Here is a 26,166-nt window from a genome sequence, read left to right on the forward strand (position 1 = left end):
CTCGCGTGTCCGAATCGGGCGAGTCGCGTGTCGGAATCGGGCGACTCGCGGAAACACCCGCGAGTCGCCCGGTTTCGACGGCCGAGTCGCCCGCTCAGCCGAGCCCGCGGACGGCAGAGTCGATCACGGCGGTCAGGTGCGCCGGGTCGTGCCCGGCCCGTGCCCGCACCTGCAGCCCCAGCTGAAGGGTGAACAGCGCGTCGGCCGCGGCGGCGACGTCGAGGTCGGGGGGGAGCTCCCCCTCCGTGCACCCTCGGCGCAGGACCCGTTCCACCGCTTCCCTGGTGGCACTGAAGGCGGCGCCGGTGCGCCGGTCGACGTCGGGGTCGTCGCTGCCCAGCTCGGTCGCCGTGTTGACCACGAAACACCCGCGCGCAGGTGGCCTCGCCGCCGGGACGTCGATGCTCCTGACGAGCCATTCGCGCAGCACGCTCCGTGCCGCGCCCGGGCCGTCCAGCCGCTCCCGGGCGGCGGCGGTCTCCGTCGCGCGGTAGTGGTCGAGTGCGCGCAGGAACAGGCCGTGCTTGTCGCCGAACGTGCGGTACAGGCTGCTGGCGCTGAGGCCCAGCTCGTCGCCGAGGTCGCGCACGGATGTGGCGTGGTAGCCGCGCCGCCAGAACAGGTCGGTGGCCCGCGCCACCACGTCCTGCTCGTCGAACTCACGAGGTCGAGGCACGACCACAGGGTAACTCATTGTGGAGCGGGCGCTCCCGTACTAGCGTGCCCGAATATGGGAACGAACGATCCCGAACAGGGAAACCGAGTACTGGAATCGGAACGGTCGGGCAGCGGGCGCGCGGGCCGGCGGTGGATCGCCGTCGCGGCCGTCTCCGTGGGAACCTTCCTGCTGGTCACGGCGGAACAGCTGCCGGTCGGCCTGCTGACGCCCGTCGGGTCCGCCTTGCGGGTCACCGACGGCGCCGCCGGGCTGATGGTGACCGTGCCCGGGATCGTCGCCGCGGTCGCCGCGCCGCTGGTTCCCGTGCTGGTCGGGCGGATGGACCGCAGGCTGCTGCTCGTCGCGCTGATGGCGCTCATGACAGCCGCGAGCGCCTGCTCGGCACTGGCGCCGAACTTCGCCGTGCTGCTGGCGTCACGGGTGCTGGTAGGAGTGGCCATCGGGGGCTTCTGGGCCGTTGCGGGCGGGCTCGCCACCCGGCTGGTCGCCGCTCCCGACGTCCCGCGCGCCACCGCCCTCATCTTCGGTGGGGTGGCGGCGGCCAACGTGCTCGGCGTGCCGATCGGGACGCTGCTGGGCGGGTTCGCCGGGTGGCGGGCGGCCTTCGCCGCTCTGAGTGCGCTCGCGCTGGTCGTGCTGATCGCGTTGCTCGCGCTGCTGCCCCCGCTGGCGGCCACACAGCCGCTCCGGCCCAGCGCGCTGGCTCGGCAGGTCCGCAACCCCCTGGTGGCCGCCGGGATCCTCGCCACGCTGTTCGTCGTCACCGCGCACTTCTGCGCCTACACGTTCGTCCGCCCGCTGCTGGAGGACGTGTCCGAGGTGCCTGCACCGCTCGTCGGGCCGCTGCTGTTCGCCTTCGGGGCGGCGGGGATCGCGGGGACTTCGCGGCCGGCGCCGCAGTGACCCGCCGCCTGTCGCGGACGGTCCTCGCCATCGTGGCGACCCTCGCCGTGGTGACGGCGCTGTACCCGGTGATCGGCTCCACAGCAGTGGGCGGGGCCGCCCTACTGGTCGTCTGGGGCCTGGCATACGGCGGGGTGTCGGTGAGCCTGCAGACCTGGATGATCGCAGCGGCACCTCGCGCTGTGGAGGCGGCGACCGCCCTCTGGGTGGCGGTGTTCAACCTCGCGATCGGGCTCGGGGCGTTCCTCGGCGGCGTGGTGGTCGACCGCATCGCGCTCGCCGGTGTCCTGTGGCTGGGAGCGGTTCTGTTCGCGCTCGCCGGCCTGGTGGTGCTGTGGGGCCGGACGAGCGGCCGGTCAGCGCAGTAGCGCCGCAGGCACGTCGACGTGCCGCGCGCGGACGAACTCCCCGAGTGCCTTGGCCTGCGCGTCCAGGTCGAGGTTGGCGGCCACGCCCGCGCCGAGCAGGCCGACGACGGTGGCACCGGCCGCGCGCAGGTTGGGCAGCCACCACGGCTGCAGCTCGCCGGCGCCGGGCGGCAGCAGTGCCCGCAGCCGCGCCTCCGTGAGCCAGCCCGCGAGCCAGGCGTAGCCGGCGTCGTCACGGGCCCACAGGCCCAGCGTCGCGTCGCCCGCCTTGTCGCCGGAGCGGGCGCCGGCCACGGTGCCGAGCGGGACGCGGCGGGTCGGTCCGGCGGACGGCGTGGCGGCGGGGGGCCCGGCGGGTTCGGGGAGCGGGGCGGCGAGCGGGACCGGGGCGACCGGCGCCACCGTCCACGTCCTCTCGCCGAGGCGGACCTGCTGCGGGAACGCCGCCGCCGGCATCAGCGTGGGCCAGAACACCGTGAACGCGGAGCCGGCGCCGGGCGGCTCGGTGAGGAAGAACCCGGGGTAGCCGGCGAGTGCCGTCTCGACGGCCGCGCGGGAGAGCCCGGCGACGCGGCGCCGGTCGGCGTCGGCGACCTCAACGGTGAGCAGGGCGACGGCCTCGTCCATCGCGGCCGGGTCGGGCCGATCGGCCCGCAGCAGCCGCACCCGCACGTCGTCGAACGCCGCCCGCCCGCCGGGGACGGCCGCCCACAGCTGCTCCTGGGCGAGCGCCGCCTTGGCCTCGACGTCGAGGCCGGTGAGCACGAACGTGGTGCGGTTGCGCCAGCCCGCGGTCGCGACGGCGCCGACCTTGACGGTGTCGGGCGCGGGTTCGCCGCGCGTGCCGCTGATCCCCACACGGTCCGGGCCCTCCTGCGCCAGGCGCAACGTGTCGAACCGGGCGACGACCTCGGGGTTGCGGTAGCGCGGGCCGTCGATCTCGTAGAGCAGCTGTGCGGTGACCGTCTCCACGGTGACGGCGCTGCCGGTGCCGGGATGCTTGGTGATCACCGCGGAGCCGTCGGCGGCGATCTCGGCGAGCGGGAAGCCGAGGCGGGCCATGTTCGCGAACTCCGCGGCGAAGCTGAAGTTGCCGCCGGTGGCCTGGGCCCCGCACTCGATGACGTGGCCCGCGGCGACGGCGCCGGCGAGGGCGTCCCAGGCGTCGCGGCCCCAGCCGAACCGCCACGCGGCCGGCCCGGCGACGAGCGAGGCGTCGCTCACCCGGCCGGTGACGACGACGTCCGCGCCCGCGGCGAGCGCCTCCGCGATGCCCCAGCAGCCGAGGTAGGCGTGCGCAATCTCCGGCTCGCCGGTGAGCGGCGCGCCGGTGTGCAGGTGCGGGCCGGTCCAGCCGGCTGCTCGGGCGGCGGCGAAGCGCTCGCCGGCGTCGTCGCCGGTTACCACCGCCACCCGCACCTCGCGGCCGAGCCCGGCGGCGACCTCCGCGACGGCGCGCGCGCACCCGTCCGGGTTCAGCCCGCCCGCGTTCGAGACGATCTTCACACCCCGGTCGAGGCAGTCGCCGAGGACGTCGCGCAGCTGCGTGACGAACGTGGTGGCGAAACCGGCGTCCGGGTCGCGGGAGCGCTGCTTGAGCAGCAGCCCCATGGTCAGCTCGGCCAGCCAGTCGCCGGTGAGCACGTCGAGCGGACCGCCCGACACCATCTCGCGGGCGGCGGAGAGCCGGTCGCCGTAGAACCCGGAGCAGTTGGCGACGCGCAGGACCCCGGCGGTCACGCGGAGCCTTCGAGGGCCAGCGTGACCAGCACCGCGTGCGCGTCGACGTACTGGCCGACGGCGACGTGCACGGCCTCGACGACGCCGTCGGCGGCCGCCGTGGCCGCGTGCTCCATCTTCATCGCCTCCAGCACCACGAGCCGTTGCCCGGCAGTGACGCGGTCGCCGGGGGCGACGAGCACGGCGGCGACCGTGCCGGGCACCTCGGCCACCGGTCCGGCCGTGGCTGCCGTCAGCCCGGGGCCGGGCAGGCGCGGCCGCGGCTGCCACGCGCTCTGCGCGGCCGGATCGTTGACCCACACCGAACCGTCGGGATGCACCCGGACCCGGCACGGGACCGCGACGCCGTCGTGCACCACGCGCACCCCGTCGATTCCGAGGTCGCGCAGCGGGAGCTCGTGGCCGGTGCCGTCGGCCTCGAGGGTGAGGACCGTGTCCCCGGCCGCGGCGCCGAGCCGGTACCCGACGGCGACGGGCTCGCCCGACGACGTTGTCCACGTGGCCGCGGTGAGCGGGCTGCCGGGCAGGAGCCGGAAGCCGGGGGGAGCCGACCCGGTGACGGGATCGGCGGCCCGCCGGCGCGCCGCGGTGACGGCCACCGCGGCGGCGAGGTGGACGACCGGGGGCGTCCGATGCGCGGGGGTGCGCAGAGCCGGGTGCCGGTCGAGGAAGTCGGTGCGGGTGGCGCCGGAACGGAAGTCGGGATCGCGCAGCAGGCCGACGAGCAGGTTGCGGTTGGTGACCGGGCCGTGCACCTCGGTGGCCTCCAACGCGCCCGCGAGCACGGCGGCCGCCTCGGCGCGCGTGGGAGCGTGCGCGATCACCTTGGCGAGCAGTGGGTCGTAGAACGGGCTGACCTCGCCCGGCGCAGCCACGCCGTCCTCGTAGCGCACCCCCGGCCGGTCGGGGTGCCGGTAGTGGTGCAGCGGGCCGGGAGAGGGGAGGTCCTCGCGCGCCGGGTCCTCGGCGTAGAGGCGCACCTCGATCGCGTGCCCGCGCGGCTGCGGCGCACGCTCGAGGTCGAGCGGCTCCCCGCCCGCGACGCGCAGCTGCAACCGCACCAGGTCGAGGCCGTACACCTCCTCCGTGACCGGGTGCTCCCACCTGCAGCCGGGTGTTCATCTCGAGGAAGAAGAACCCGCCGTCGTCGTCGAGCAGGAACTCGACGGTGCCCGCGCCCACGTAGCCGAGCTCGTGCACCAGTGCCACGGCGGTCTCGCCCATGCGGTCCCGCAGCTGCGGTGACACCGCGACCGACGGCGCCTCCTCCAGCACCTTCTGGTGGCGCCGCTGCACCGAGCACTCGCGCTCCCCGAAATGCACCGCGCCGCCGTGGGCGTCGCCGAACACCTGCACCTCGACGTGCCGGGCGGGGGAGAGATAGCGCTCCAGGAAGACCGCCGGGTCACCGAACGCACTCGCGGCCTCCCGGCGGGCGCCCTCGACCGCCTCGGCGAGACCCTCGGGACCCGCGACGAGCCGCATGCCCTTCCCGCCGCCGCCCGCGGTGGCCTTGACCAGCAGCGGGTAGCCGACGCGGGCGGCTGCGGCGGCCCAGCCGGCCGGATCGTCGTCCGTGAGCACGGCGTCGGGCAGCACCGGGAGGCCGGCCTTGCGGGCGATCTCCTTCGCACGGTCCTTGCGGCCCATCGCCGCGATCGACTCGGGCGACGGGCCGACGAACACCAGCCCCGCGGCCGTGCAGGCGGCGGCGAACTCCGCGTTCTCGGCGAGGAACCCGTAGCCGGGGTGCACGGCGTCGGCGCCCGCGCGGCGGGCCGCGTCGAGGATCTTCCCGATGTCGAGGTAGGACTCCGCCGCGGTGGCGCCGCCGAGCGCGACGGCCCGGTCGGCGGCGCGGACGTGCGGGGCGGCGGCGTCGGGCTCGGAGTGCACGGCGACCGTGCGGATCCCCATCGCCGACGCGGTGCGGAACACGCGGCGGGCGATCTCGCCCCGGTTGGCCACGAGCAGGGTTCGGATCACGGTCACATCCGGAAGGGCGCGTAGCCGGTGGTGCCCCGGATCGGCGCGGAGTGCACGGCCGACAGCGCGAGCTCGAGCACGGTGCGGGTGTGCCGGGGATCGATCACCCCGTCGTCCCAGCCGCGTCCCGTGGCGTACACCGCGCCGGACTGGGCCTCGATCATCGCCTCTGTCGCGGCCCGGACCTGCGCGTCCGTCGCGTCGTCGTAGGCGCGGCCGGCCCGCTCCGCCGCCCCGCGCTGGACGATCGACATGACACCCGCGAGCTGCGGTCCGCCCATCACCGCGATCCGGTGGCCGGGCCAGGTGAACACGAACCGGGGGTCGTAGGCCCGCCCGGACATGCCGTAGTTGCCCGCGCCGTAGGACGCGCCGACCATCAGCGTCAGGTGTGGCACCGCCGAGCTCGACACGGCGTTGATCAGCTTGGCGCCGTCCTTGATGATCCCGCCGCGCTCGGCGGCCGTGCCGACCATGAACCCGGTGATGTTCTGCACGAACAGCAGCGGGACGCCGCGGGCGTTGGCCAGCTGGACGAAGTGGGCGCCCTTCTTCGACTCCTCGGAGAACAGGATCCCGTTGTTGGCGAGCACGCCGACCGGCCGGCCGCCGATCGAGCCCCACCCCGTGACGAGCGTGGTGCCGTAGAGCGGCTTGAACTCGGCGAAGCGGGAACCGTCGAGCACACGGGCGAGGATCTCGCGCACCTCGACCGCCCGCTTCGGATCGGCGGCGGCGCAGGCGAGCAGCTCGTCGGCGGGGTAGCGGGGCTCGTCCGCGGGCAGCGACGGCGGCGGACCGGCCTTCTGCCAGCCCAGGTTCGCCACGATCTCGCGGCCGATGCGGAGTGCGTCGCGCTCGTCGACGGCGAGGTGGTCGGCGAGGCCGGAGACCCGCGCGTGCATGTCGGCGCCGCCGAGCGTCTCGTCGTCGGTGTCCTCACCGGTGGCCATCTTCACCAGCGGCGGCCCGCCGAGGTACACCGACGCCGCCCCGGCGACGAACACCGTGTACTCGCTCATCCCGGGCACGTACGCCCCGCCCGCCGTGGAGCTGCCGAACACGAGCGCGACCGTGGGGATGCCGTGGGCGGACAGCCGGGACAGGTCGCGGAACGTGCGCCCGCCGGGGACGAAGATGTCGGCCTGCCGCGGCAGGCCGGCCCCGCCGGACTCGACTAGCGTGACCACCGGCAGCCGGTTGCGCTCGGCGACCTCCAGCGCGCGCAGCTGCTTGGCCACGCCGGACGGCGACAGCGACCCGCCCTTCACCGTGGGCTGGTTGGCGATGACCATGCATTCCACGCCGGACACCGGCCCGACCCCGGTGATGAGCCGGGCGCCCGGCTGCTCGTGCTCCGGGTCGTGGGCCCCGGCGAACGCCGACAGCTAGGAACGGGGCGTCCTCGTCGAGCAGCAGGTCGACCCGCTCGCGCGCGAGCAGCTTCCCCCGGCCGCGGTGGCGGGCCACCGCCTTCTCGCCGCCCGCGGCGTGCACCGCCTCGGCCAGCGCGGCGAGCGGTTCCAGGGCCGCGAGCATGGCGGCACGGTCCGCCACGTACTCCACCGACGCCGGATCGAGCCGCGACTGCAGCACCGCCATCAGCGGCTCCGGCCCGGCGCGACCCGGCGGCGTTGCGCGGGGGCGAGCCGATCGTCGTCGATCACGGGGCGATCCTCGCGGGCGGCCCGGTCGACGGTCAACGGTGGGCGCCGCGCATCTGACGCTCGTGCACCTCCTTCCGGCTCACGCGCCCGGTCGGTGGGGTGCGTCCGCCGAGACGGGGTGCGGGGCGGTGGGCGGGCGCCCTGGGGCCTGCCCGGCTCGTAGGGAGTGCGGTGCCTGCGGCTCACGCACCCCCTTTCGGCCCACGCGCCCCGTCGGTGGGGTGGGTCCGCGCGGACAGGGTGCGTCGGCGACGTGGCGAGGGCGTCACCCGGCCCTCGCGCGGTACAGGTCGCGCAGCAGTGCGATCTCGGCGCCGTGGTGGATCGCCTCCCGGTTGATGTGCAGCACGAGCTCGGCCATCGGGCGCTCCGCGAACCCACCCTCGGCCGGCCCGACCGCGCGTTCCATCGCGGCCTCGTCCAGCCCGCGCACCCCGGCGATCCAGGCGTTGTGCGACTCGTCGAGCTGGCGCAGCGCCTCCTCGGCGGTGCCCGCGTACGCAAAGCCCTGGTAGTCGGCGGGCGGCCCCCCGAAATGTGCCGCCGCTCGGGCGCCGAACACGCCCACGATGATGTGGCCGAGCCGCCAGGCGATCGTGGTGACCGGTGGGGGATCCGGTTCGGGGAACGCGAAGTCGATCGTGAACTCGCCGCTGCCCGCCTGCACCGGTGCCGTGGACGTGCCCCGTGGTCGGACGTTCCACGCGCCGGGTGCGGGCTCCCAGAAGTACTCGTCGTCGGAGAGTCCGTGGAGTCGCGGTCGCAGGTGCCCCTGCCAGTGCCGTTCCAGCTGCTCGACGAGCTGCCCGTTCCAGTTGATTCCCATGCCAGGACGGTAGGACCGACCCCCGACAGTTCCCGGTCGTGCCCGCGCCGCCGTCGGTAACGATCGTGTCCCTTTCGCGGCCGGACCTCGACACCGGTCCTACGATTCCGCGATCGAGCCGACGATGTCTCGGGAGCCACCATGACCAGCAATCGGATGGAGTTCGACCGCCGGCGGTTCCTCCAGGCCACGGGCCTGGCCGCGCTCGGCGGTGCACTGGTCGGCTGCGGCGGGAACGGTGACGACGCCGGCGGCGGCGCACCCGCCGAGCCCACCCAGCCCGCTCCGACGGGCACGTTCACCGAACCCGTGGCGCCGCTCTCCGGAGCGATGTCGATCCTCATGTGGAGTCACTTCGTGCCGGCGCACGACGTCTGGTTCGACCCCTGGGTGCAGGAGTGGGGATCGCGGGTCGGCGTGGACGTCACGGTCGACCACATCAACTACGCGGAGCTGCCCGCCCGCACGCAGGCCGAGATCCAGGCGAACCAGGGCCACGACCTGATCCTGCACATCGCCCCGGTTCCGCAGTACGAGCCGAGCGTCCTCGACCTCACCGACGTCGTCACGGAGGCGAGCAACCGGCACGGCACGATGCTGGAGCTCTGCCAGAAGTCCTCCTTCAACCCCACCACCCGCAAGTACTTCGCGTACGCGCCCGCCTGGGTGCCCGACCCCGGCGACTTCCGGCGCAGCCTCTGGACCCCGGTGGGGCTGGCCGACGGCCCGAGCACCTGGGACGACCTGCTCCGCGGCGGCGCCGAGATCAAGAACAGCCAGGGCGTGCAGCTGGGCATCGGGATGTCCCAGGAGATCGACTCGAACATGGCGGGCCGGGCCTTGCTGTGGTCGTACGGCGCCTCGATCCAGGACGCCTCGGAGCAGGTGGTCATCAACTCGCGCGAGACGGTGCAGGCTGTGGAGTTCATGAGCCGGCTCTACCGGGACACGATGACGCCCGAGGTGTTCTCGTGGAACGCCGCGTCCAACAACCAGGGGCTGGCCGCCGGGCAGCTGTCCTACATCCTCAACTCGATCTCCGCCTGGCGGACGTCCCAGGAGACCGACCCCGAGGTGGCGAGCGACATCTTCTTCACGCCCGCCCTGAGCGGTCCCGCGGACGCCCGCGCGGCGAGCCACGTGATGTACAACTGGATCGTCCCGACCTTCGCCGCCAACCCGGACGCGGCGAAGGAGTTCCTCCTGCACTACACCGCGAACCTTCCCCTGGTCGCCTGGCACTCGAAGCTCTACGACTTCCCGGCCTACCCGGACGTGATGCCCGAGCTCGACACGTGGCTGAACGCCGACCCGTACGGCGCGCAGCCCGCCGACAAGCTCGCGCTGCTGGGCGAGGCCGTGGACTGGAGCACGAACATCGGGTATCCGGGCCCGGCCAACACGGCCGAGGGCGAGGTGTTCGCGACCTTCATCATCCCGAACATGTTCGCCAGGGCCGCGCGCGGCGAGGTCTCCCCCCAGCAGGCAGTGGCCGACGCGGAGGCGCAGATCGTCCCGATCTTCGACAACTGGCGGGCGCGGGGCCTGATCGGCGCCGGTGGGAGCTGACCGGGTGAGCACCGTCGAGGTTCGTGACCTGCACAAGCACTTCGACGCGGGCCGGGTGCGCGCGATCGACGGCGTCGACATCGCCACCGGCGAGGGCGAGTACCTCGTGCTGCTCGGCCCGTCCGGCTGCGGGAAGACGACGTTGCTGCGCACGATCGCCGGCCTGGAGCAGCCCAGCAGCGGGGAGGTGCTCATCGGCGGCCAGGCGGTCACCGGGTTGCCACCGCGGGCGCGCCGGATCGCCATGGTGTTCCAGAGCTATGCGCTCTACCCGCACAAGTCGGTGCTGGCGAACATCGTGTTCCCGCTGCGCGCGGCGCGGGTGCCGCCCGATGAACGGACGCAGCGGGCCCGCCGGGCCGCGGGGATGCTGGGGATCGAGCACCTGCTCGACCGCAAGCCGCGTCAGCTCTCCGGCGGCGAGCGGCAGCGCGTGGCGCTGGCCCGCGCGCTCGTCCGGGATCCCACGGTGTTCCTGCTCGACGAACCGTTGTCCAACCTGGACGCCAAGCTGCGGGCGAGCGCGCGCGACGAGTTGAAGCGGTTCCAGCAAGACCTCGGCACCACCACGATCTACGTCACCCACGACCAGAGCGAGGCGATGGGCCTCGGCGACCGGATCGCGGTGATGTCACAGGGGAGGGTGCGGCAGATCGGCGCGCCGGTCGAGATCTACGACGACCCCGCGGACACCTTCGTCGCGACGTTCATCGGGTCGCCGCCGATGAACCTCGTGCCGCACGGTGATGTGCTCGTCGGGTTCCGGCCCGAGCACCTCCTCCCGGTCGAGAACGTGCCGGGGGAGCGGGTGACGGCCACGCTCGAGGTGCAGCGGATGGAGTACCTGTCCGGCGACCGGCACGTCTACGGCACGGTGGATCTCGGCGACGGGCCGTGCCGGGTGATCGCCCGGCTGCCGGCCACCGTCGAGACGCCGATCGCGGTCGGCGAGCGGCACGAGTTCGCCGTGCCGGCCGGCAGGCTGCGGTTCTTCGACGCGGAGCACGGGCTGCGGACCGAGCCCGTGCGGCTGGGGGCCTGATGGGTGCCACCCGTGAAATCGCGCCCGAGCGCGCGGCCCGGCCCGCTCCCGACGTCGCCCGGCGCCGCATCGGCGACCGGGACGGCGTGCTGGCCTGGCTGCTGCTCTCGCCCGCGGTCGTCTACGTCGTCGCGCTGGTCGGCGTGCCATTCGGGCTCGCGGTGGCGTTCAGCCTCTCCGACGTGACCGGCGGCGACCCGAGCTTCGACTGGGTCGGCTTCCGGAACTTCGCCCGCATCTTCGAGGACCCGATCTTCTGGCGGTCGCTGCGCAACACGTTCGTGTTCACCGCCGTGTCGATGCTGCTGATCGTGGTGTTCGGCAAGATCCTGGCCAACGTCCTCGTCGCCGAATTCCGGGGCCGCTGGATCGTCCGGTTCCTGGTGCTCCTGCCGTGGACCACGCCGGTGGCGCTGTCGACTATCACCTGGCTGTGGCTGCTGGACTCGGTGTTCTCCCCGATCGACTGGGTGCTGCGGCAGCTCGGGCTGATCCAGTCGAACATGTACTGGCTGGGCCAGCCGGTGCTCGCCATGGGATCGGTGATCGCGGTGCACGTCTGGCGGCTGGTGCCGCTGGCCGCGGTGATCATGATGGCCGGGCTGCTGTCGATCCCGCGGGACGTGCAGGAGCAGGCGGCGGTGGACGGCGCGGGCTTCTGGCGGCGGATGTTCGAGATCACGATCCCGCTGACCGCGCCGGTCATCGCGATCTCCGCGCTGTTCGGCGCCATCTTCACGTTCACGGACATGACCGTCGTCTACGTCCTCACCCGCGGTGGCCCGACCAACGAGACCCAGGTGCTCGCCAGCTGGGCGTTCTTCCGCGGCATCGAGGGCAGCGACATCGGGCAGGGGGCCGCGATCGCGCTGTTCCTGTTCCCGCTGCTGCTCGCCGCGGCGATCGCGATCCTGCGCGTCGTCCGCCGGATGGAGGTGAGCTGAGGTGGGCGCGCCCGGACTGGTGGTGACCGACGCCGACCGGCGCCGGTACGCGCGGCGGCACCGGGCCGGACGGGTGGCGCTGTACGTGCTCGCGGTCCTGTCCGCCCTGGCCGCGGCCGGCCCGTTCGTCTGGGCGGCGATCACCACGTTCAAGCAGGACAGCGACCTGTACCGGCGCAACAACAACCCGTTCGTCTACAACGAGTCGCCGACCACCGACCACGTCGAGCTGCTGTTCAACCGCACCGGCTTCGCCACCTTCGCGTGGAACACGCTGTGGGTCGGGGTGCTCGTGGTTCTGGTGACGCTGGCGCTCGCGCTCCCGGCGGCCTACAGCCTGGCGCGGCTGGACCGCCCGTGGGCGGGCCCGATGGGGATCGCGATCTTCTTCGTCTACCTCGTGCCGCCGACCCTGCTGTTCCTCTCGCTCTCCCGCCTCGTCGTCGCGCTCGGGCTGCAGGACTCCACGTGGTCGCTCGTGGTCATCTACCCGACGATCACGGTGCCGGTGTCGGTCTGGCTGCTCATCGGGTTCCTCAAGACCATCCCGAAGGACATCGAGGAGCAGGCCATGGTCGACGGCTACAGCCGCGTGGGCGCGATGGTGCGGGTGGTCGCGCCGCTGCTGTTCCCCGGCATCGTCGCCGTGGTGGTGTTCGCCTTCACGCTCACGGCGAGCGAGTTCATCTACGCGCTCGCGTTCATCTCGCCGAGCGAGGAGAAGGTGATCAGCACCGGCGTGCCCACCGAGCTCGTCCGCGGCGACGTGTTCTTCTGGCAGTCGCTGCAGGCGTCCGCCGTGCTCGTGGCGGTGCCGATCGCGCTGGTGTTCAACCTGTTCCTCAACCGCTTCATCGCGGGCTTCACCCAGGGCGCGGTGAAGGGCTGACGCGCGTCGAGGTGCCCGTCCGGGAACGCCAGCAAGGTGGCCATACTGCCACTGGACGGCAGCATGGCCACCTTGCCGGCACGTGGGCGGCGCGGGGTAGGGCCTGGTGGGCGCCGGCGGCGCGGTCCCGTCAGCTGCGGGGGACCGGCACGCCGCGGATCGAGGCGTCCAGCAGCTGCACCGGGTGCAGCAGCGGCACCGGCCCGCCGCCGTCCGCCGCGCCCTCGGGGGCGCCGAGGTGCTTGCCGATCTGCAGCAGGCACCCCGGGTTGGCCGTGACGACGACGTCCGGGCGCACCGAGCGGATGTTCTCCGCCTTCCGGGCCCCGAGGTCGCCCGCGGCCTCCGGCATCACCATGTTGTAGATCCCGGCCGACCCACAGCACAGCGCCGCCTCGGGCACGTCGAGCACCTCCACGTCGGGGATCGAGCGCAGCACCGCCCGCGGCTGGGCGCGGACCTGCTGGGCGTGGCCGAGGTGGCAGGCGTCGTGGTAGGCCACCCGCGCGGCGATGGGGTGCCGGGCCGCGCGCGGACCGCCGTCGTCGAGCAGGTCGGCGAGCACCTCGTGCACGTCGCGGACCTTCGCGCTGAACGCCGCCGCCCGCTCGGCCCACTCCGGGTCGTCGTCGAGCAGGTGCCCGTACTCCTTCATCGAGGAGCCGCAGCCCGCCACGTTCGTGACCACGTGGTCGACCCCGAGCTTCTCGAACACCGCGATCTCACGCTTCGCCCGTGCCAGGGCCGAGTCCTCGCGCCCGGCGTGCAGCTCCAGCGCACCGCAGCACTGCTGGTCGCGCGGGACGAGGACGTCGCAGCCCTCGGCGGCGAGCACGCGCACGGTGGCCTCGTTGACGCGGTGGAAGAACACGTCCTGCACACACCCGGACAGCAGGGCGACGCGCGCCCGCCGCTCGCCCACGGCCGGGGTGTGCACCGGCAGCCGGGCGAACGCCTCGCGCACCGACACCGGCGGCAGCAGCGATTCCACCGCGCCGAGCCGTCCCGGCAGCTTCGACGCGACCTTCGCGACGGCGGGCACCTTCCGCAGCCGCTGGTAGAGTGCCCCGGGCAGGGTCGCGGCCCGCAGCCGCCGCTTGTACGGGAACAGCGCGAAGATCGCGTCGCGGAACCACTTGTCCGACTTCTCGCGCTCGACGTTGCGCTCGATCTGCGGGCGCACCGACTCCAACAGCCGGTCGTACTGCACACCCGACGGGCACGCGGACACGCACGCCATGCAGCCCAGACACTGGTCGATGTGCTCGGTGAACGGGCCCTCGAGCCCGATCTCGCCCTTCTTCGCGAGGTCCATCAGGTAGATGCGGCCGCGCGGGGAGTCCATCTCCTCGCCCCACAGCTGGTAGGTGGGGCAGGTGGGCAGGCAGAAGCCGCAGTGCACGCAGTCGTCGAGCAGCTCGCGCTCGGGCGGACGGTGCTCGTCATAGCTGCTGGGGCCGGTCTGGGGGAGGTTGGTGTCGGCGGAGCCGGCGGGAGTGCTCATCTGTCTCACATCCAGGGGTCGAAGCGACCCGGGCCGAAGCGGCCCTGCGGGTCGAGCTCGGCCTTCACGGCCTCGAGGACGGCGATCGCGGACGGCGGCGGGCCCCACGCGGTGACGTCGGCGCCCGCCGGGCGAGCCCGCAGCACGGACGTGCCACCCGCGGCGTGCACCACGGCGTGGGCCTCGGCGACGCCCGCCGGGTCGAGGGTGACGGTGGCGACGCCGGTGCCCAACCCGGCGGTGACGGCGGAGACGCCGGGCAGCGCTGCGATCACCTCGGGCAGCCGCGACGGCCGCACGCCGATGCGCAGCACGGCCGCGTCGGCCGCGCCGCGGGTGAGCTCGGCGTGCCGCGTCCACGGGTCACCGTCCGCGCGAACGGCACTTCCTCCCACTGGCGGCTGTCCGCCTGCTTCGCGACGGCGTTCAGCCGCCAGACGTGCGTCGGCGTGCGATAGGTCCGCGCGAACGTGCCGCTCGCTCAGCTGGAGCACCTCGCGGATCCGATCGACGCGGGCGGGTAGCGCGGCCTCCGTGCCCTCCATCCGGACCAGGAGCTGCCCGTCGGAGATCCACTCCAGCGCGGCGGGCTCGTACGGGCCGCCGAGCAGCCGGGCGGCGAGCTCGGCCGCTTCCGGGAGCGAGCACTCCACCACGAGCGTCTCGGTGCGCTTCGGGACCGGGTGCAGCCGCAGCACCACCTCGGCCAGCACGCCGAGCGTGCCGTAGGAGCCGTGCAGCAGCTTGGCGAGGTCGTAGCCGGCGACGTTCTTGATGACGTGCCCGCCACTGCGGGCCACCGTGCCGTCGGCGAGCACCACGGTGACGCCGATGACGAGGTCGCGCAGCGAGCCGTACACCAGTGCCGCCGGGCCCGCGTCGGCCGTGGCGACCAGCCCGCCGACGGTGGCGCCGTCGGCCACCCGCGCGGCGTCGAACGACACGTGTTGACCGTGCGGGGCCAGCTCCTCGGCGAGCACGCGCAGCGGCGTGCCCGCCCGGACGGAGACGGTCATGTCGCCCGGGTTGTGTGTGATCACGCCGGACAACGCGGTGGTGTCGAGGACCGCGTCGACCGGGCCGAGTGCGCCCGCCCAGCCCGCGGCCGTGCCGGCACCGGCGATCGCGATCGGGCCCGCAGTGTCGAGCACCGCGTCCCGCAGCGACCGCAGTTCGGTGGGCCGCAGCGGCGCGGCGGTCGTCGCGTTGCCCTTGCTCATACGTCTCCCTCGCAGTGCTCGCGCTCATCGCCCGACTCGCGCACCCGTAGGCCCCGACTCGCGCGGTTCGGGCCGGTCACAGGCGCTCGATCACGCCGGCCTCCTCCAGCGGATGCGGCTTGTACCTGCCCGGACGCTCGCCGCACAGCCGCGGCGTCGGGAGGACCTTGCCGGGGTTGCAGATGCCGTGCGGGTCGAACGCGGCGCGGACCCGTCCCATGACCTCCAGGTCGTCCATCCCGAACATCTTCGGCATCGAGCACGCCTTGTCGGTGCCGATCCCGTGCTCGCCCGACAGCGATCCGCCCAGCTCCACGCACAGCTCGGCGATCTCCCCCGAGAGCTTCTCGGCGCGCTCCGTCTCGCCGGCGGCGGCGCTGTAGAGCACCAGCGGGTGCAGGTTGCCGTCGCCCGCGTGGAAGACGTTCGCCACCCGCAGGCCTGCGTCGGCGCCCATCCCGGCGATCCGGTCCAGCACCTCGGCCAGCCGGGTGCGCGGGACGACGCCGTCCTGCACGAAGTAGTCGGGCGAGATCCGGCCGACGGCGGCGAACGCGGCCTTGCGGCCCTTCCAGATCGCCGCGCGTTCCTCCGGCGAGCCCGCGATGTGCAGGCGCGTGCAGCCGTGCCGGTCGCAGATCTCCTTGACCTGCTCGAACTGGACGTCGCACTCCTCGACCGGGCCGTCCAGCTCCACGACGAGCGCGGCGGGCACGCCCACCGTGTAGCCGGCGTGCACCGCCTCCTCGGCGGCCTCGATCGCGAGGGTGTCCATCATCTCGACGGCGGCGGGCACGATCCCGGCCGCGACGATGTCGGAGACGACGTCGCCCGCCGCGCTGATCGACGGGAAGTCGGCGAGCAGCGTGCGCACCGACTCCGGCGTGCGCAGCAGCCGCACCGTGATCTTCGTGGTGATCCCGAGCGTGCCCTCGGAGCCGAGGAACACCCCGCGCAGGTCCGGGCCGAGCTGCTCGCCGGTGTCCGATCCCAGCGTCACGAGCGATCCGTCGGGGAGCACGACCTCGCACGAGAGCACGTGGTTGGTGGTGAAGCCGTACTTGAGGCAGTGGGCGCCGCCGGAGTTCTCGGCCACGTTGCCGCCGATGGTGCACACCTGCTGGCTGGACGGGTCGGGCGCGTAGTACAGCCCGTGCGGGGCGGCGGCCGCGGTGATCTCCAGGTTGGTGACGCCCGGCTCGACGACCGCGCGCCGGTCGACCGGGTCGACCTCGAGCACGCGCTTGAGCCGCGCGAGGCTGATCACGACGCCGTCGGCGACCGGCAGCGCGCCACCGGAGAGCCCGGTGCCCGCGCCGCGCGCCACGTAGGGCACCCGGTGCTCGGCGCATACCCGCACCGCGGCGGCCACCTGCGCGGCGTCGCGGGGAAGCAGCACGAGGTCGGGAACGACCCAGTACCCGGTCAGCCCGTCGCACTCGTAGGCCCGGCACCGCACCGGGTCGCTGATCACGTCCGCGGGGTCGAGCACGCGCTCGAACTCCGCCCGCACGCTCGGGTTCAGGGCCATCGACGCCCCCTCCGTCCGCTCCGACCGGTGCTGCACTCCGGCGAGACTACGTCTCGTGGCTAACTTCCGCTTGGCGGAACATTCGATCCGCTTCCCAGAATAGTTGACCGCGACCCCCGGTCCTGTCCAGGAGGGTGCGGCGGCCTGCGCTGTGGCGCCTGACACCCTGGGTCGACCGGTCGTCACCGTGCCCTCCCCCGATCGGTTGATCATGGTGAAGTCGAGGCCCGTCCCGGAGGTGCAACCGTGGGTCCCCGCCGGAAGCTCCAGCTAGCGATGATCGTGTCCGCCGTCGCGGCGATCCTGCTCGCGCTGACCGGGTGGGTCGATCCCACCGCGGCCGGCTCGCTCCCGGTGTCCACCGTGGTGGACGTCCCAAAGATTCCGTAATACGGAACGGCGACTCCGTCTGGTAGAAAAGTGCTGCACCGCCCCGGCGGTGGTACACACACGTGGCGGACCTCGACGGAGAGCGGATGGTGGAGACGTGACCGACGTGAGCACGGATCTGCAGATCGACCCGGCGCTGCGCGCGTTCGTGGCCGACGAGTTGCTGCCCGGCCTGGACCTGGACCCCGAGTGGTTCTGGTCGACGTGCGCGGCCTTGCAGGAGCGGTTCGCCGGACGGATCCGGGAGCTGCTCGCCCGGCGCGACGAGCTGCAGGCCCGGCTGGACGCGTGGCACGCCGAGCACGGCGCGGGCGACGTCGCGGCCTACGAGGCGTTCCTCACCGAGATCGGCTACCTGGTGCCGCCCGCCGAGCCGCAGGTGAAGGTGTCGCGCGTCGACGCCGAGATCGCCGACGTCCCCGGCCCGCAGCTGGTCGTGCCCTCCACCGTCCCGCGCTACGCGCTGAACGCCGCGAACGCGCGCTGGGGCTCGCTCTACGACGCCCTGTACGGCACCGACGCCCTGCCGCTGGACCACGAGCTCGAGCCCGGCTACGACGAGCGCCGCGGCGCGCAGGTGATCGCCGAGGCCGACCGGCTGCTCGACGAGTTCTTCCCGCTCGCCGAGGGCAGCCACGCCGACGCCACGGCCTACCGGGTGGTCGACGGCGCGCTCGTCGTCGACACGTCGGACGGCAGCACCGGCCTCGCCGACGCGGACCAGTTCGCCGGCCACCGCAGCGGCGGGGACGGGGGTGGAGGGTCCGCCGGCGCCGTCGCCGCGATCCTGCTGCGCCGCAACGGCCTGCACGTCGAGCTCACCATCGAGCCCGACCACCAGGTCGGCCGCCAGCACCACGCCGACGTCGCCGACGTCGCGCTCGAGTCGGCCGTCACCACGATCGTCGACCTCGAGGACTCCGTCGCCACGGTCGACGGGCCGGACAAGGCCGAGGCCTACCGCACCTGGCTCGGGCTGATGACCGGGAAGCTCACCTCGACGTTCCAGAAGAACGGCGAGACGGTCGAGCGCAAGGTCAACGGTGACCGGCGCTACACCGCACCCGACGGGTCCGAGCTCACCCTGCACGGGCGTTCCCTGCTGCTGGTGCGCAACGTCGGCCACCACATGTTCACCGACGCCGTGCGCACCGCCGACGGCGAGCCGATCGCCGAAGGCGTGCTCGACGCCCTGGTCTCGGCCACCGCAGCGCTGCACGACCTGCGCGGGCTCGGCACGTACTCCAACTCGCGGGCGGGCAGCGTCTACATCGTCAAGCCCAAGCAGCACGGGCCGGACGAGGTGGCGCTCACCGTCGAGCTGTTCGCCGCCGTGGAGGAGGCGCTCGGGCTCGAGCCCACCACACTGAAGATCGGGATCATGGACGAGGAGAAGCGCACGTCGCTCAACCTCGACGCCTGCATCGCGCAGGCCCAGGACCGGGTCATCTTCGTCAACACCGGCTTCCTCGACCGCACCGGCGACGAGATCCACACCGACTTCGCGGCCGGGCCGGTGGTGCGCAAGGACGACATGAAGTCGACGTCCTGGCTGCTCGGCTACGAGGACCGCAACGTCGACGTGGCGCTGCGCGCCGGGTTCGTCGGGCAGGCGCAGGTCGGCAAGGGCATGTGGGCGAAGCCCGCCGCGATGGCCGCCATGCTCGAGCAGAAGGGCGCGCACCCGAAGGCGGGCGCGAACTGCGCCTGGGTGCCCTCCCCGACGGCCGCCACGCTGCACGCGCTGCACTACCTGCGCACCGACGTGCTGGCACGGCAGCGCGAGCTCGCCGGCCGCGAGACCGACCGGCGCCTGCTGCTCGAGGTGCCGGTGCTGACCGGCTCGCTGTCCGACGAGGACAAGCGCCACGAGCTGGAGACCAACGCCCAGTCGATCCTCGGCTACGTCGTGCGCTGGGTCGGGCTGGGCATCGGCTGCTCCACGGTGCCGGACCTGGAGGGCGTCGGGCTGATGGAGGACCGCGCCACGCTGCGGATCTCCAGCCAGCTCATCGCCAACTGGCTGCACCACGGGCTGGTGGACGAGGCGACCGTGCGGGAGACGTTCGCGCGGATGGCCGCGCTCGTCGACGAGCAGAACGCGAAGGAGCCCGGCTACCGGCCGATGGCCGCCGACCTGGACGACAGCGAGTCCTTCCAGGCGGCGCTCGACCTCGTGTTCACCGGCCGCACCGAGCCGAACGGCTACACCGAGCGGGCCCTCACCACGTGGCGCCAGCAGGCGAAGGCCCGCGGCTGACGCCTGTGTGAGACACGCCGCGCCGGTGGTGCGTCCGCGGCCGTTCCGCAGCAAGGTGGCCTTACTCCGGTAGTACCGCAGCAAGGTCACCTTGCTGCGACCGGTCGCGCAGAGGAGGCAGTCGTGCGGCCATGGACGCGCGTGGCGGCGGGGCTGTTCGCGATCGGCTACGGCGCCAACCAGTTCAGCCCGTTGATGGTCGCCTACCGCGAGCAGGGCCACTTCTCGGCGCTGACCGTCGCGGCGTTCTTCGGCGTCTACGCCGCGGGGCTCGCCCCCGGCCTGCTGATCGGCGGGCCCGCGTCGGACCGGCGCGGGCGCAGGTTACTGCTGCCCGCGCTCGTCGTGTCCGTCCCGGCGAGCGCGGTGCTGGCGCTCGGCGCGGTGCCCGGGGTGTCCGAGCCCGCGCTGTACGTCGGACGGTTCCTGTTCGGCGTGGTCACGGGGATCGCGATGGCGGTGGGCACCACCTGGGTCAAGGAGCTGTCGCAGGCGCCGTTCGATCCCTCGGCGGATCCCGGGGCGGGCGCCCGGCGGGCCGCGCTCGCGCTCTCGGCGGGCTTCGGCGTCGGCCCGCTGGTCGCCGGGGTGCTCGCCCAGTGGGGGCCGCTTCCGCTCGAGCTGCCCTACTTCGTGCACATCGCGCTGACGGTCCCGATCGTGCTCGCGCTGCTGCGCGTGCCCGAGACGCGGCCGCCGCGCGCGTCCACGCGGCCACTGCGCGCCGACCTTCGGATCGCCCTGCCCCCGCGGTTCCGCCGGGTCGTCGCACCGATGGCGCCGTGGGTGTTCGGGGCCCCGGCGCTCTCGTTCGCCGTGCAGCCCGCCGCCCTGGGGCCGCGGATCGCCGGCGTCGGCCTGATCTACGCCACCCTGCTCACCACGCTCACGCTCGGCACCGGCGTCGCGATCCAGTCGCCGGCGCGGCGGATGGACCGGCGCTCGCCCGTCCTGACCGCGCGCGTCGGGCTGGCCGCGATCACCGCGGGGGTGCTGCTCGCCGCACTCGCCGCCGGGGTGGGGTCCCCGGTCGTCGCCGCGGGTGCGGCGGTGGTGCTGGGCGCGGCCTACGGTCTGTGTCTCGTCGCGGGCCTGCTCGAGGTGCAGCGGATGGCCGAGCCGGAGCACCTCGCCGGGCTGACCGCCGTCTACTACGTGCTCACCTACGTCGGCTTCGTCATCCCAGTGGTCCTCGCCGCGCTCACCGGCCTGGCGGGCTACCCGGCGCTGCTGCTGGGCGTGGCGGCCCTCGCGGTGGTGAGCCTGGTGACGGTGGCGCGCACCGGCCGGGTACCGGTGGCCTGAGCCTCAGCCCGGACGGCGGACCGCGGCGACCGCGTCGACCTCGACGAGCTGGTCGTCGTAACCCAGCGCCGCGACGCCGAGCAGGGTGGCGGGTGGGACGTCGGAGCCGAAGGCGTCCCGGTGCGCCGGGGCACCTCGAGCTCGGCGTCCCCGATCTGCACCGCCGTGGTGTCGCCGCTGCCGGTGAAGAACGTGCCGCCGAAGTTCAGGCCCATGCTCATGACGGTCGCCGTCGGCTGGCGCAGGCCCCAGCCCAGGCCCGCGGTCGTCGGCGTGGTGGCCTGGCGGGCGGCGGCCGCGAGCTCGTCCCAGCTCCAGGTCGGGCCGGTGGGCAGCGCGACCCCGGCCTGCTCGAGCAGCGCGGTGTTCGCGAAGACGACGTAGGACTGCAGCAGCGTCGGGGCGGCGACCACCTGCCCGTCCACCGTCACGGCCTCCCAGATGCCCTCGGGCACGGCGGAGCGGGTCTCCCCCGCCAGGTGCGGGCCCAGGTCGGCCAGGTAGCCCTGGCGGGCGAAGCCGGTGATGTCGGCGGACTCGTCGTGGATGACGTCCGGGGCGGTGCCGCCCTGGAACTGGGTGACGAGCTGGTCGTGCACCGAGTCCCAGCTGCCCTGGACGTACTCGACCTGGACGTCCGGGTTCGCCGCGTTCCAGTCCTCGACGATATGCCGGGTGGCGGCGACGCTGGGCTCCTGGAACGCGAGGCTCTGGAACGTGAGGGAGACCGGGCCGCCGCCCTCGCCGCCGCCGTCGTCGGGCCCCACGCTCGCCGTGGCGCAGCCCGCCAGCATCACGGCGGCCACCCCGGCCGCGATCCCGAGCCTGCGTGCCCTCATCGTTCCTCCCTATCCCTTCACCGCGCCGCTGAGCAGCCCGGACGTCAGTCGCCGCTGCACCGCGGCGAAGAACAGCAGGCTCGGCACGGTGGCCAGCAGCGCACCGGCCGCGAGCGCGCCGAGCTGCACCTGCCCTTCGGCGCCCACGAACCGGGCGAGGGTGAGCGGGAGCGTCACCTTCGCGGGGTCCTGGATCAGCACGAGCGCGAAGAAGAACTCGTTCCACGACGAGATCAGCGTGAACATCGCGGTGGCGACCAGGCCGGGCGCCAGCAGCGGCGCGACGATGCTGCGCAGCACCCGCAGCCGGCCGGCCCCGTCCATCAGGCCGGCCTCCTCGAGGTCGCGGGGGATCGCGGCGATGTAGCCCTGCAGCATCCACAGCGCGAACGGCAGCGCGTAGACAGCGTGCACGATCGTCAGCCCGACGAGGCTGTCGACCAGGCCGAACTGGCGCAGGATCAGGAACAGCGGGATCACCACGAGGATCACCGGGAACATCTGGCTGACCAGCACCCAGCCGTTCGCCACGGGCTTGAGTCGCGTGCGGAACCGGGCGAGGGCGTACGCGGCGGGCAGCGACATGACGAGCACCAGCACCGTGGCGGCGAGTCCCACGCGAAGGCTGTTGAACGCGGCGAGGGCGAGGTCGGCGCGCTCGAGGGCGTCGGCGAAGTTCGCCAGCGTCGGACGGTCGGGGAGCACGCCGGAGTCGGCCGCGGCCAGCTCGCCGGGCGGTTTGAGCGCGCTGGAGAGCAGCCAGAGCAGCGGGAACGCGAGGAAGGCCAGGTACGCGGCGAGCGCGAGGTACTGGCCGGCCCGCCTCACGCGGTCCTCCGCAGCTGCCCCCGCAGGTAGAACAGCAGGAACCCGACGATCAGCACGACCATGACGTTGCCAATCGCCGCGGCGTAGCCGAAGTTGCCGTAGCGGAAGGCCTCGTTAGGCGAACAGCATCGGCAGCATCGTCTGCCCGCCGGGACCGCCCGCGGTGAGTAGGTACACCAGCGCGAACGAGTTGATGTTCCAGATGAAGTCGAGCGTGGTGATCGCGACGATCACCGGACGCAGCCCGGGCAGCGTGACGTGCCAGAAGCGGCGCCACGTGCCCGCCCCGTCGACGGCGGCGGCCTCGTGCAGCGAGTGGTCCACGGCCTGCAGGCCGGCGAGCAGGGTGATCGACGTCTGCGGCAGCCCGGCCCACACGCCCACGACGATCACCGCGGGCAGGGCGGTCGAGAACTCACCGAGCCAGTTGACGTCCGCGTCGAACCCGAGCCCGCGCAGCCCCTCGTTGACGGCGCCGTAGTTGGGGTTCAGCAGCAGCCGCCACATGATCGCGATGATCACCGGCGGCATCGCCCACGGGATCAGCGCGAGCGTGCGCGCGAGCCAGCGCAGCCGCAGGTCGAGGTTCAGCAGCAGCGCGAGACCGAGGCCCGCGGCGAACTGCAGGATCGTCACCGAGAACGCCCAGATCAGCCCGATCCGGAACGACGACCAGAACAGCTCGTTGCCCAGCAGCTCGACGTAGTTGGCGAACCCGGTGAACTGGTGGTGACGTTCCGGCCGGCCCGCGCGTCGGTGAAGCCCAGGTAGAGCCCCTGCAGCAGCGGGTAGACGCTGAACAGCGCCACCGGGAGCAGTGCGGGCAGTACGAGCAGCCAGGCGTCGCGCTGGTCGCGGCCGGGGTGGGCACGCCGACGGAGGGGAGCGCCCGGCCGAGGACCCGCGGCGCGCTCGACGGCCTGCGTCATCCCGATCCGACGAGGCGCACACCGTCCACGCCCCGCCTCCCGTCCTGACCATCCGCTCCGTCCCCCCGGACGGCCGTGCGCACGGTGGCTGCCGCACTCGTCCGAGGCAAGTGCCCACGGACGCGACGCGCGCCACCGAGGCTGCCGGGGCCCGGGTGGGTAGGTCGGGGTGGGCGCGCGCGAGGCGGGGATGGGGCGCGAGGTCCGGGCGCGGCGCGACGACCTGCTCGCACGGATCGCTCGACTCGCGCACCATTTCGTGCCGACTCGCGCGCCAACTTGTGCCGACTCGCGGGAGGGGCGGCGGCGCCGATCCGGCGCTCCCGCGTGCCAGCGGTGGCGGGAGGGATGAGTGTGGCGGAATGATCCGCCTGCGTTCGACAGACGACGGGAGGGGGCTTCGCTGTGGTGACGCAGACGGTGGTGCTGGCGCAGGCCGATCAACGGCTGGACACGATCTGGATCGACTACGTGTTCGTCGCCTTCTACTTCGTACTGGTGCTGGGGATCGGCGTGCTGGCCCGCCGGTCGATCTCGTCCAGCCTGGACTTTCTGCTGTCCGGCCGTTCCCTTCCGGCGTGGATCACCGGGCTGGCCTTCATCTCCGCCAACCTGGGCGCCATCGAGCTGATCGGCATGACGGCCAACGGGGCGCAGTACGGCGTCCCGACGGTGCACTACTACTGGATCGGCGCGATCCCGGCGATGGTCTTCCTGGGCATCGTGATGATGCCCTTCTACTACGGCAGCAAGGCGCGCAGCGTCCCGGAGTTCCTCCGCAAGCGGTTCAACACCACGACGCAGCGGGTGCAGGCGGTTTCGTTCGCGCTGGCGTCGGTGCTGATCGCAGGCGTCAACCTGTTCGCGCTGGGTCTGGTGATCGAGGCGCTGCTCGGCTGGTCGCTGCAGCTGGCGATCCCGGTGGCCGCGCTGGTGGTGCTCAGCTACACGTTCCTCGGCGGGCTGTCGGCCGGCATCTACAATGAGGTGCTGCAGTTCTTCGTCATCCTGGCGCTGCTCATCCCGCTCACGGTTGCCGGCCTTGCCCGGGTCGGCGGGTGGAGTGGACTGCAGGAGCGGGTGGCTGCGGGCCCGGGTGGGCTCGGGGACCTGTCGTCCTGGCCCGGCACGTCGCTCACCGAGATCGGCACACCGTTCCTGTCGGTGCTGGGGATCGTGTTCGGGCTCGGGTTCGTGCTGTCGTTCGGCTACTGGACGACGAACTTCGCGGAGGTGCAGCGGGCGCTGGCCGCGAAGAGCATGTCGGCGGCGCGGCGCACCCCGATCATCGGAGCGTTCCCGAAGGCCCTGATCCCGATCGTCATCGTGATCCCCGGCATGATCGCCGCCGTGCTGGTGCCGCGGTTGGGGGCGCTGAAGCGCGGCGAGGCCACCGACGTCACCTACAACAACGCGCTCTCGCTGCTCATGGGCGAGGTACTGCCGAACGGCGTACTGGGGGTGGCCGTCGCAGGCCTGCTGGCCGCGTTCATGGCGGGCATGGCGGCCAACATCAGCTCGCTGAACACGGTGTTCACCTACGACATCTGGCAGGACTGGCTCCGCCCCGGGCGCCCCGACCTGTACTACCTGAAGGTCGGCCGGGCGGTCACGGTGATCGGCTGTCTGCTGGCGATCGGCACCGCGTTCATCGCCGGTAGCTACCAGAACATCATGACCTACATCCAGACGCTGTTCAGCTTCTTCAACGCGCCGCTGTTCGCGATCTTCATCCTCGGGCTGTTCTGGAAGCGGATGACCGGGCCCGCGGGCTGGACGGGGCTGGTCGCGGGCACCATCTCGGCCGTGATCGTGGACCGGCTGGTTGCGGCGGGCGTCCTGGAGGTGTCGGGCCAGGCCGGCGCGTTCCTCGGCGCGAGCGCGGCGTTCGTGATGGGCATCGCGGTGGCCGTCGTCGTGTCGCTCGCCACGCGGCCGAAGCCGGACGCCGAGCTGGTCGGGCTGGTCTGGTCGCTCACACCGAAGGAGACGCGCATGCACTCCACCACCGGTGAGGACGCGGGCTGGTACCGCTCGCCCACGCTGCTCGGCGTCCTGGTGCTGGTGCTCACGGCCGGGCTCTACCTGATCGTTCCCTGACCAGTCCCACGCTCGAACGGAGGCCGTCCGATGTCGCAGAACCCGGAGCCCGAGCGGGCCTCGTACGAGGCGCCCAGCGCCGCCACCACACTGTTCGACCTGCGCACGGTGATCGCATTGCTGTTCGCCGTCTACGGCGTCATTCTGACGCTGATGGGCCTGTTCGCCACCGGCGAGGCCGAACTGGACATGGCGGGCGGGATCAACCTCAACCTGTGGACGGGCATCGCCATGCTGGTCGTCGCGGCGATCTTCCTCGGCTGGGTGTGGCGGAGCCGCCCGCTCACCGCGCAGACCCAGGAAGGGTGACCGCGATCAGGAACGCCGGCCGTAGCGGGGGTTGAAGGCCGTCAACGTCCAGTCGTCGAGCAGGCGGATGGCACGGCGGACTCGGCGGGACAGGGTGGTGCTGCTGTTCTCGTTGCGCATGCCCAGTGCAGCGCGCCGATCTTCTGGATCGTTCCAGCACCGCGCGTGAAACGGCTCACCAGGGTCGCTCGGGGGCGCGGAGGGGGTCGGGCACTAGAGCGTGTCCCTTGGATCATGGGACGGGGTCGCGGAGCCAGATCCTGATCGAGGCGACGTCGATGGTTCCGCGGAACATGTAGTCGCGCTTGTCGTAGCGGGTGGCGACCGCGCGGTGGCCC

General features: G+C 73.0%; 22 protein-coding genes and 2 pseudogenes. 11 read left to right on the forward strand and 13 right to left on the reverse strand.

Features of this window, described 5'->3' with window-relative positions:
• Nucleotides 1-94 precede the first annotated feature (94 nt).
• Nucleotides 95-676, reverse strand: coding sequence for a TetR/AcrR family transcriptional regulator (locus KME75_RS22600; RefSeq protein ID WP_219416877.1), 582 nt, complete (start codon nucleotides 674-676; stop codon nucleotides 95-97).
• A 156-nt stretch (nucleotides 677-832) separates the two neighbouring features.
• Between KME75_RS22600 and KME75_RS22605 the strand changes: the two genes are divergently transcribed.
• Nucleotides 833-1,582 carry an MFS transporter gene (locus KME75_RS22605; protein WP_308282994.1) on the forward strand — a complete coding sequence of 250 codons (750 nt, stop codon included), beginning with the start codon at nucleotides 833-835 and terminating at the stop codon, nucleotides 1,580-1,582.
• Entirely contained in the window at nucleotides 1,579-1,950 is a 372-nt protein-coding gene (locus KME75_RS43485; RefSeq protein WP_246632618.1) for an MFS transporter, read from the forward strand. The genes KME75_RS22605 and KME75_RS43485 overlap by 4 nt, the downstream gene beginning before the upstream one ends.
• Here the strand turns inward: KME75_RS43485 and KME75_RS22610 are convergent.
• From KME75_RS22610 to KME75_RS22625, 5 genes and pseudogenes are all read right to left on the reverse strand, one after another.
• Nucleotides 1,939-3,690 carry an acyclic terpene utilization AtuA family protein gene (locus tag KME75_RS22610; protein ID WP_219416878.1) on the reverse strand — a complete coding sequence of 584 codons (1,752 nt, stop codon included), beginning with the start codon at nucleotides 3,688-3,690 and terminating at the stop codon, nucleotides 1,939-1,941. The two genes, KME75_RS43485 and KME75_RS22610, sit on opposite strands and share 12 nt — an antisense overlap.
• Nucleotides 3,687-4,769 (reverse strand): biotin/lipoyl-containing protein, encoded by a 1,083-nt coding sequence (locus KME75_RS43490; protein WP_308282998.1) that lies wholly within the window; start codon nucleotides 4,767-4,769, stop codon nucleotides 3,687-3,689. Before KME75_RS43490 ends, KME75_RS22610 begins: the two co-directional genes overlap by 4 nt.
• Before the next feature lie 76 nt (nucleotides 4,770-4,845).
• Nucleotides 4,846-5,682: pseudogene (locus KME75_RS43495) on the reverse strand (ATP-binding protein); the annotation flags it as partial.
• A pseudogene (locus tag KME75_RS22620) lies at nucleotides 5,679-7,278 on the reverse strand (acyl-CoA carboxylase subunit beta). The pseudogenes KME75_RS43495 and KME75_RS22620, both read right to left, overlap by 4 nt.
• Nucleotides 7,279-7,608: 330 nt before the next feature.
• Nucleotides 7,609-8,169, reverse strand: coding sequence for a DinB family protein (locus KME75_RS22625; protein ID WP_219416879.1), 561 nt, complete (start codon nucleotides 8,167-8,169; stop codon nucleotides 7,609-7,611).
• A gap of 141 nt (nucleotides 8,170-8,310) precedes the next feature.
• Between KME75_RS22625 and KME75_RS22630 the strand changes: the two genes are divergently transcribed.
• Genes KME75_RS22630 through KME75_RS22645 form a run of 4 tightly spaced genes read left to right on the forward strand, consistent with a single transcriptional unit; the run spans nucleotide 8,311 to nucleotide 12,613 of the window.
• Nucleotides 8,311-9,738 (forward strand): ABC transporter substrate-binding protein, encoded by a 1,428-nt coding sequence (locus tag KME75_RS22630; protein ID WP_246632619.1) that lies wholly within the window; start codon nucleotides 8,311-8,313, stop codon nucleotides 9,736-9,738.
• A gap of 4 nt (nucleotides 9,739-9,742) precedes the next feature.
• The gene (locus tag KME75_RS22635; RefSeq protein ID WP_219416880.1) at nucleotides 9,743-10,780 is read left to right on the forward strand and encodes an ABC transporter ATP-binding protein; all 1,038 of its coding nucleotides are present in this window, start codon (nucleotides 9,743-9,745) and stop codon (nucleotides 10,778-10,780) included.
• The gene (locus KME75_RS22640) at nucleotides 10,780-11,724 is read left to right on the forward strand and encodes a carbohydrate ABC transporter permease (protein ID WP_219416881.1); all 945 of its coding nucleotides are present in this window, start codon (nucleotides 10,780-10,782) and stop codon (nucleotides 11,722-11,724) included. The genes KME75_RS22635 and KME75_RS22640 overlap by 1 nt, the downstream gene beginning before the upstream one ends.
• A gap of 1 nt (nucleotide 11,725) precedes the next feature.
• Entirely contained in the window at nucleotides 11,726-12,613 is an 888-nt protein-coding gene (locus tag KME75_RS22645) for a carbohydrate ABC transporter permease (RefSeq protein ID WP_308282995.1), read from the forward strand.
• A gap of 130 nt (nucleotides 12,614-12,743) precedes the next feature.
• On the opposite strand, the gene KME75_RS22650 is transcribed toward KME75_RS22645, so the two are convergent.
• From KME75_RS22650 to KME75_RS22660, 3 genes are all read right to left on the reverse strand, one after another.
• On the reverse strand, nucleotides 12,744-14,117 hold the full coding sequence (locus tag KME75_RS22650) for a (Fe-S)-binding protein (RefSeq protein WP_219416882.1): 1,374 nt from the start codon (nucleotides 14,115-14,117) through the stop codon (nucleotides 12,744-12,746).
• Nucleotides 14,118-14,122: 5 nt separating this feature from the next.
• Complete coding sequence (locus KME75_RS22655; protein ID WP_219416883.1) at nucleotides 14,123-15,337, reverse strand: FAD-binding oxidoreductase; 1,215 nt, start codon at nucleotides 15,335-15,337, stop codon at nucleotides 14,123-14,125.
• 76 nt (nucleotides 15,338-15,413) lie between these two features.
• Nucleotides 15,414-16,868 (reverse strand): FAD-linked oxidase C-terminal domain-containing protein, encoded by a 1,455-nt coding sequence (locus KME75_RS22660; RefSeq protein WP_219416884.1) that lies wholly within the window; start codon nucleotides 16,866-16,868, stop codon nucleotides 15,414-15,416.
• A gap of 246 nt (nucleotides 16,869-17,114) precedes the next feature.
• Here KME75_RS22660 and KME75_RS22665 point away from each other — a divergent pair, with 246 nt between their 5' ends.
• The 3 genes from KME75_RS22665 to KME75_RS22675 all read left to right on the forward strand — a co-directional run bounded on the left by KME75_RS22665 (nucleotide 17,115) and on the right by KME75_RS22675 (nucleotide 20,823).
• A complete protein-coding gene (locus KME75_RS22665) occupies nucleotides 17,115-17,258 on the forward strand; it encodes a hypothetical protein (protein WP_219416885.1) in 144 nt (47 codons plus the stop codon).
• 97 nt (nucleotides 17,259-17,355) lie between these two features.
• The gene (locus KME75_RS22670; protein ID WP_219416886.1) at nucleotides 17,356-19,518 is read left to right on the forward strand and encodes a malate synthase G; all 2,163 of its coding nucleotides are present in this window, start codon (nucleotides 17,356-17,358) and stop codon (nucleotides 19,516-19,518) included.
• A 123-nt stretch (nucleotides 19,519-19,641) separates the two neighbouring features.
• Entirely contained in the window at nucleotides 19,642-20,823 is a 1,182-nt protein-coding gene (locus KME75_RS22675) for an MFS transporter (RefSeq protein WP_219416887.1), read from the forward strand.
• Here KME75_RS22675 and KME75_RS22680 read toward each other — a convergent pair.
• From KME75_RS22680 to KME75_RS43505, 4 genes are all read right to left on the reverse strand, one after another.
• The gene (locus tag KME75_RS22680) at nucleotides 20,736-21,662 is read right to left on the reverse strand and encodes an ABC transporter substrate-binding protein (RefSeq protein ID WP_219416888.1); all 927 of its coding nucleotides are present in this window, start codon (nucleotides 21,660-21,662) and stop codon (nucleotides 20,736-20,738) included. The two genes, KME75_RS22675 and KME75_RS22680, sit on opposite strands and share 88 nt — an antisense overlap.
• A 9-nt stretch (nucleotides 21,663-21,671) precedes the next feature.
• Complete coding sequence (locus KME75_RS22685) at nucleotides 21,672-22,490, reverse strand: carbohydrate ABC transporter permease (RefSeq protein WP_219416889.1); 819 nt, start codon at nucleotides 22,488-22,490, stop codon at nucleotides 21,672-21,674.
• Nucleotides 22,491-22,604: 114 nt separating this feature from the next.
• Nucleotides 22,605-23,126: a carbohydrate ABC transporter permease gene (locus KME75_RS43500; protein ID WP_308282996.1), complete on the reverse strand. Its 522-nt coding sequence runs from the start codon at nucleotides 23,124-23,126 to the stop codon at nucleotides 22,605-22,607.
• Nucleotides 23,127-23,140: 14 nt separating this feature from the next.
• A complete protein-coding gene (locus KME75_RS43505; protein ID WP_246632620.1) occupies nucleotides 23,141-23,419 on the reverse strand; it encodes a hypothetical protein in 279 nt (92 codons plus the stop codon).
• Nucleotides 23,420-23,827: 408 nt separating this feature from the next.
• Here KME75_RS43505 and KME75_RS22695 point away from each other — a divergent pair, with 408 nt between their 5' ends.
• Both KME75_RS22695 and KME75_RS22700 read left to right on the forward strand, forming a co-directional pair.
• A complete protein-coding gene (locus KME75_RS22695; RefSeq protein ID WP_308282997.1) occupies nucleotides 23,828-25,519 on the forward strand; it encodes a sodium:solute symporter family protein in 1,692 nt (563 codons plus the stop codon).
• Nucleotides 25,520-25,549: 30 nt separating this feature from the next.
• Nucleotides 25,550-25,828, forward strand: a complete 279-nt coding sequence (locus tag KME75_RS22700) for a hypothetical protein (RefSeq protein WP_246632621.1) — start codon at nucleotides 25,550-25,552, stop codon at nucleotides 25,826-25,828.
• Nucleotides 25,829-26,166: the final 338 nt, after the last annotated feature.

This window comes from Pseudonocardia nigra, assembly GCF_019396355.1.
GTDB classification, from domain to species: Bacteria; Actinomycetota; Actinomycetes; order Mycobacteriales; family Pseudonocardiaceae; genus Pseudonocardia; species Pseudonocardia nigra.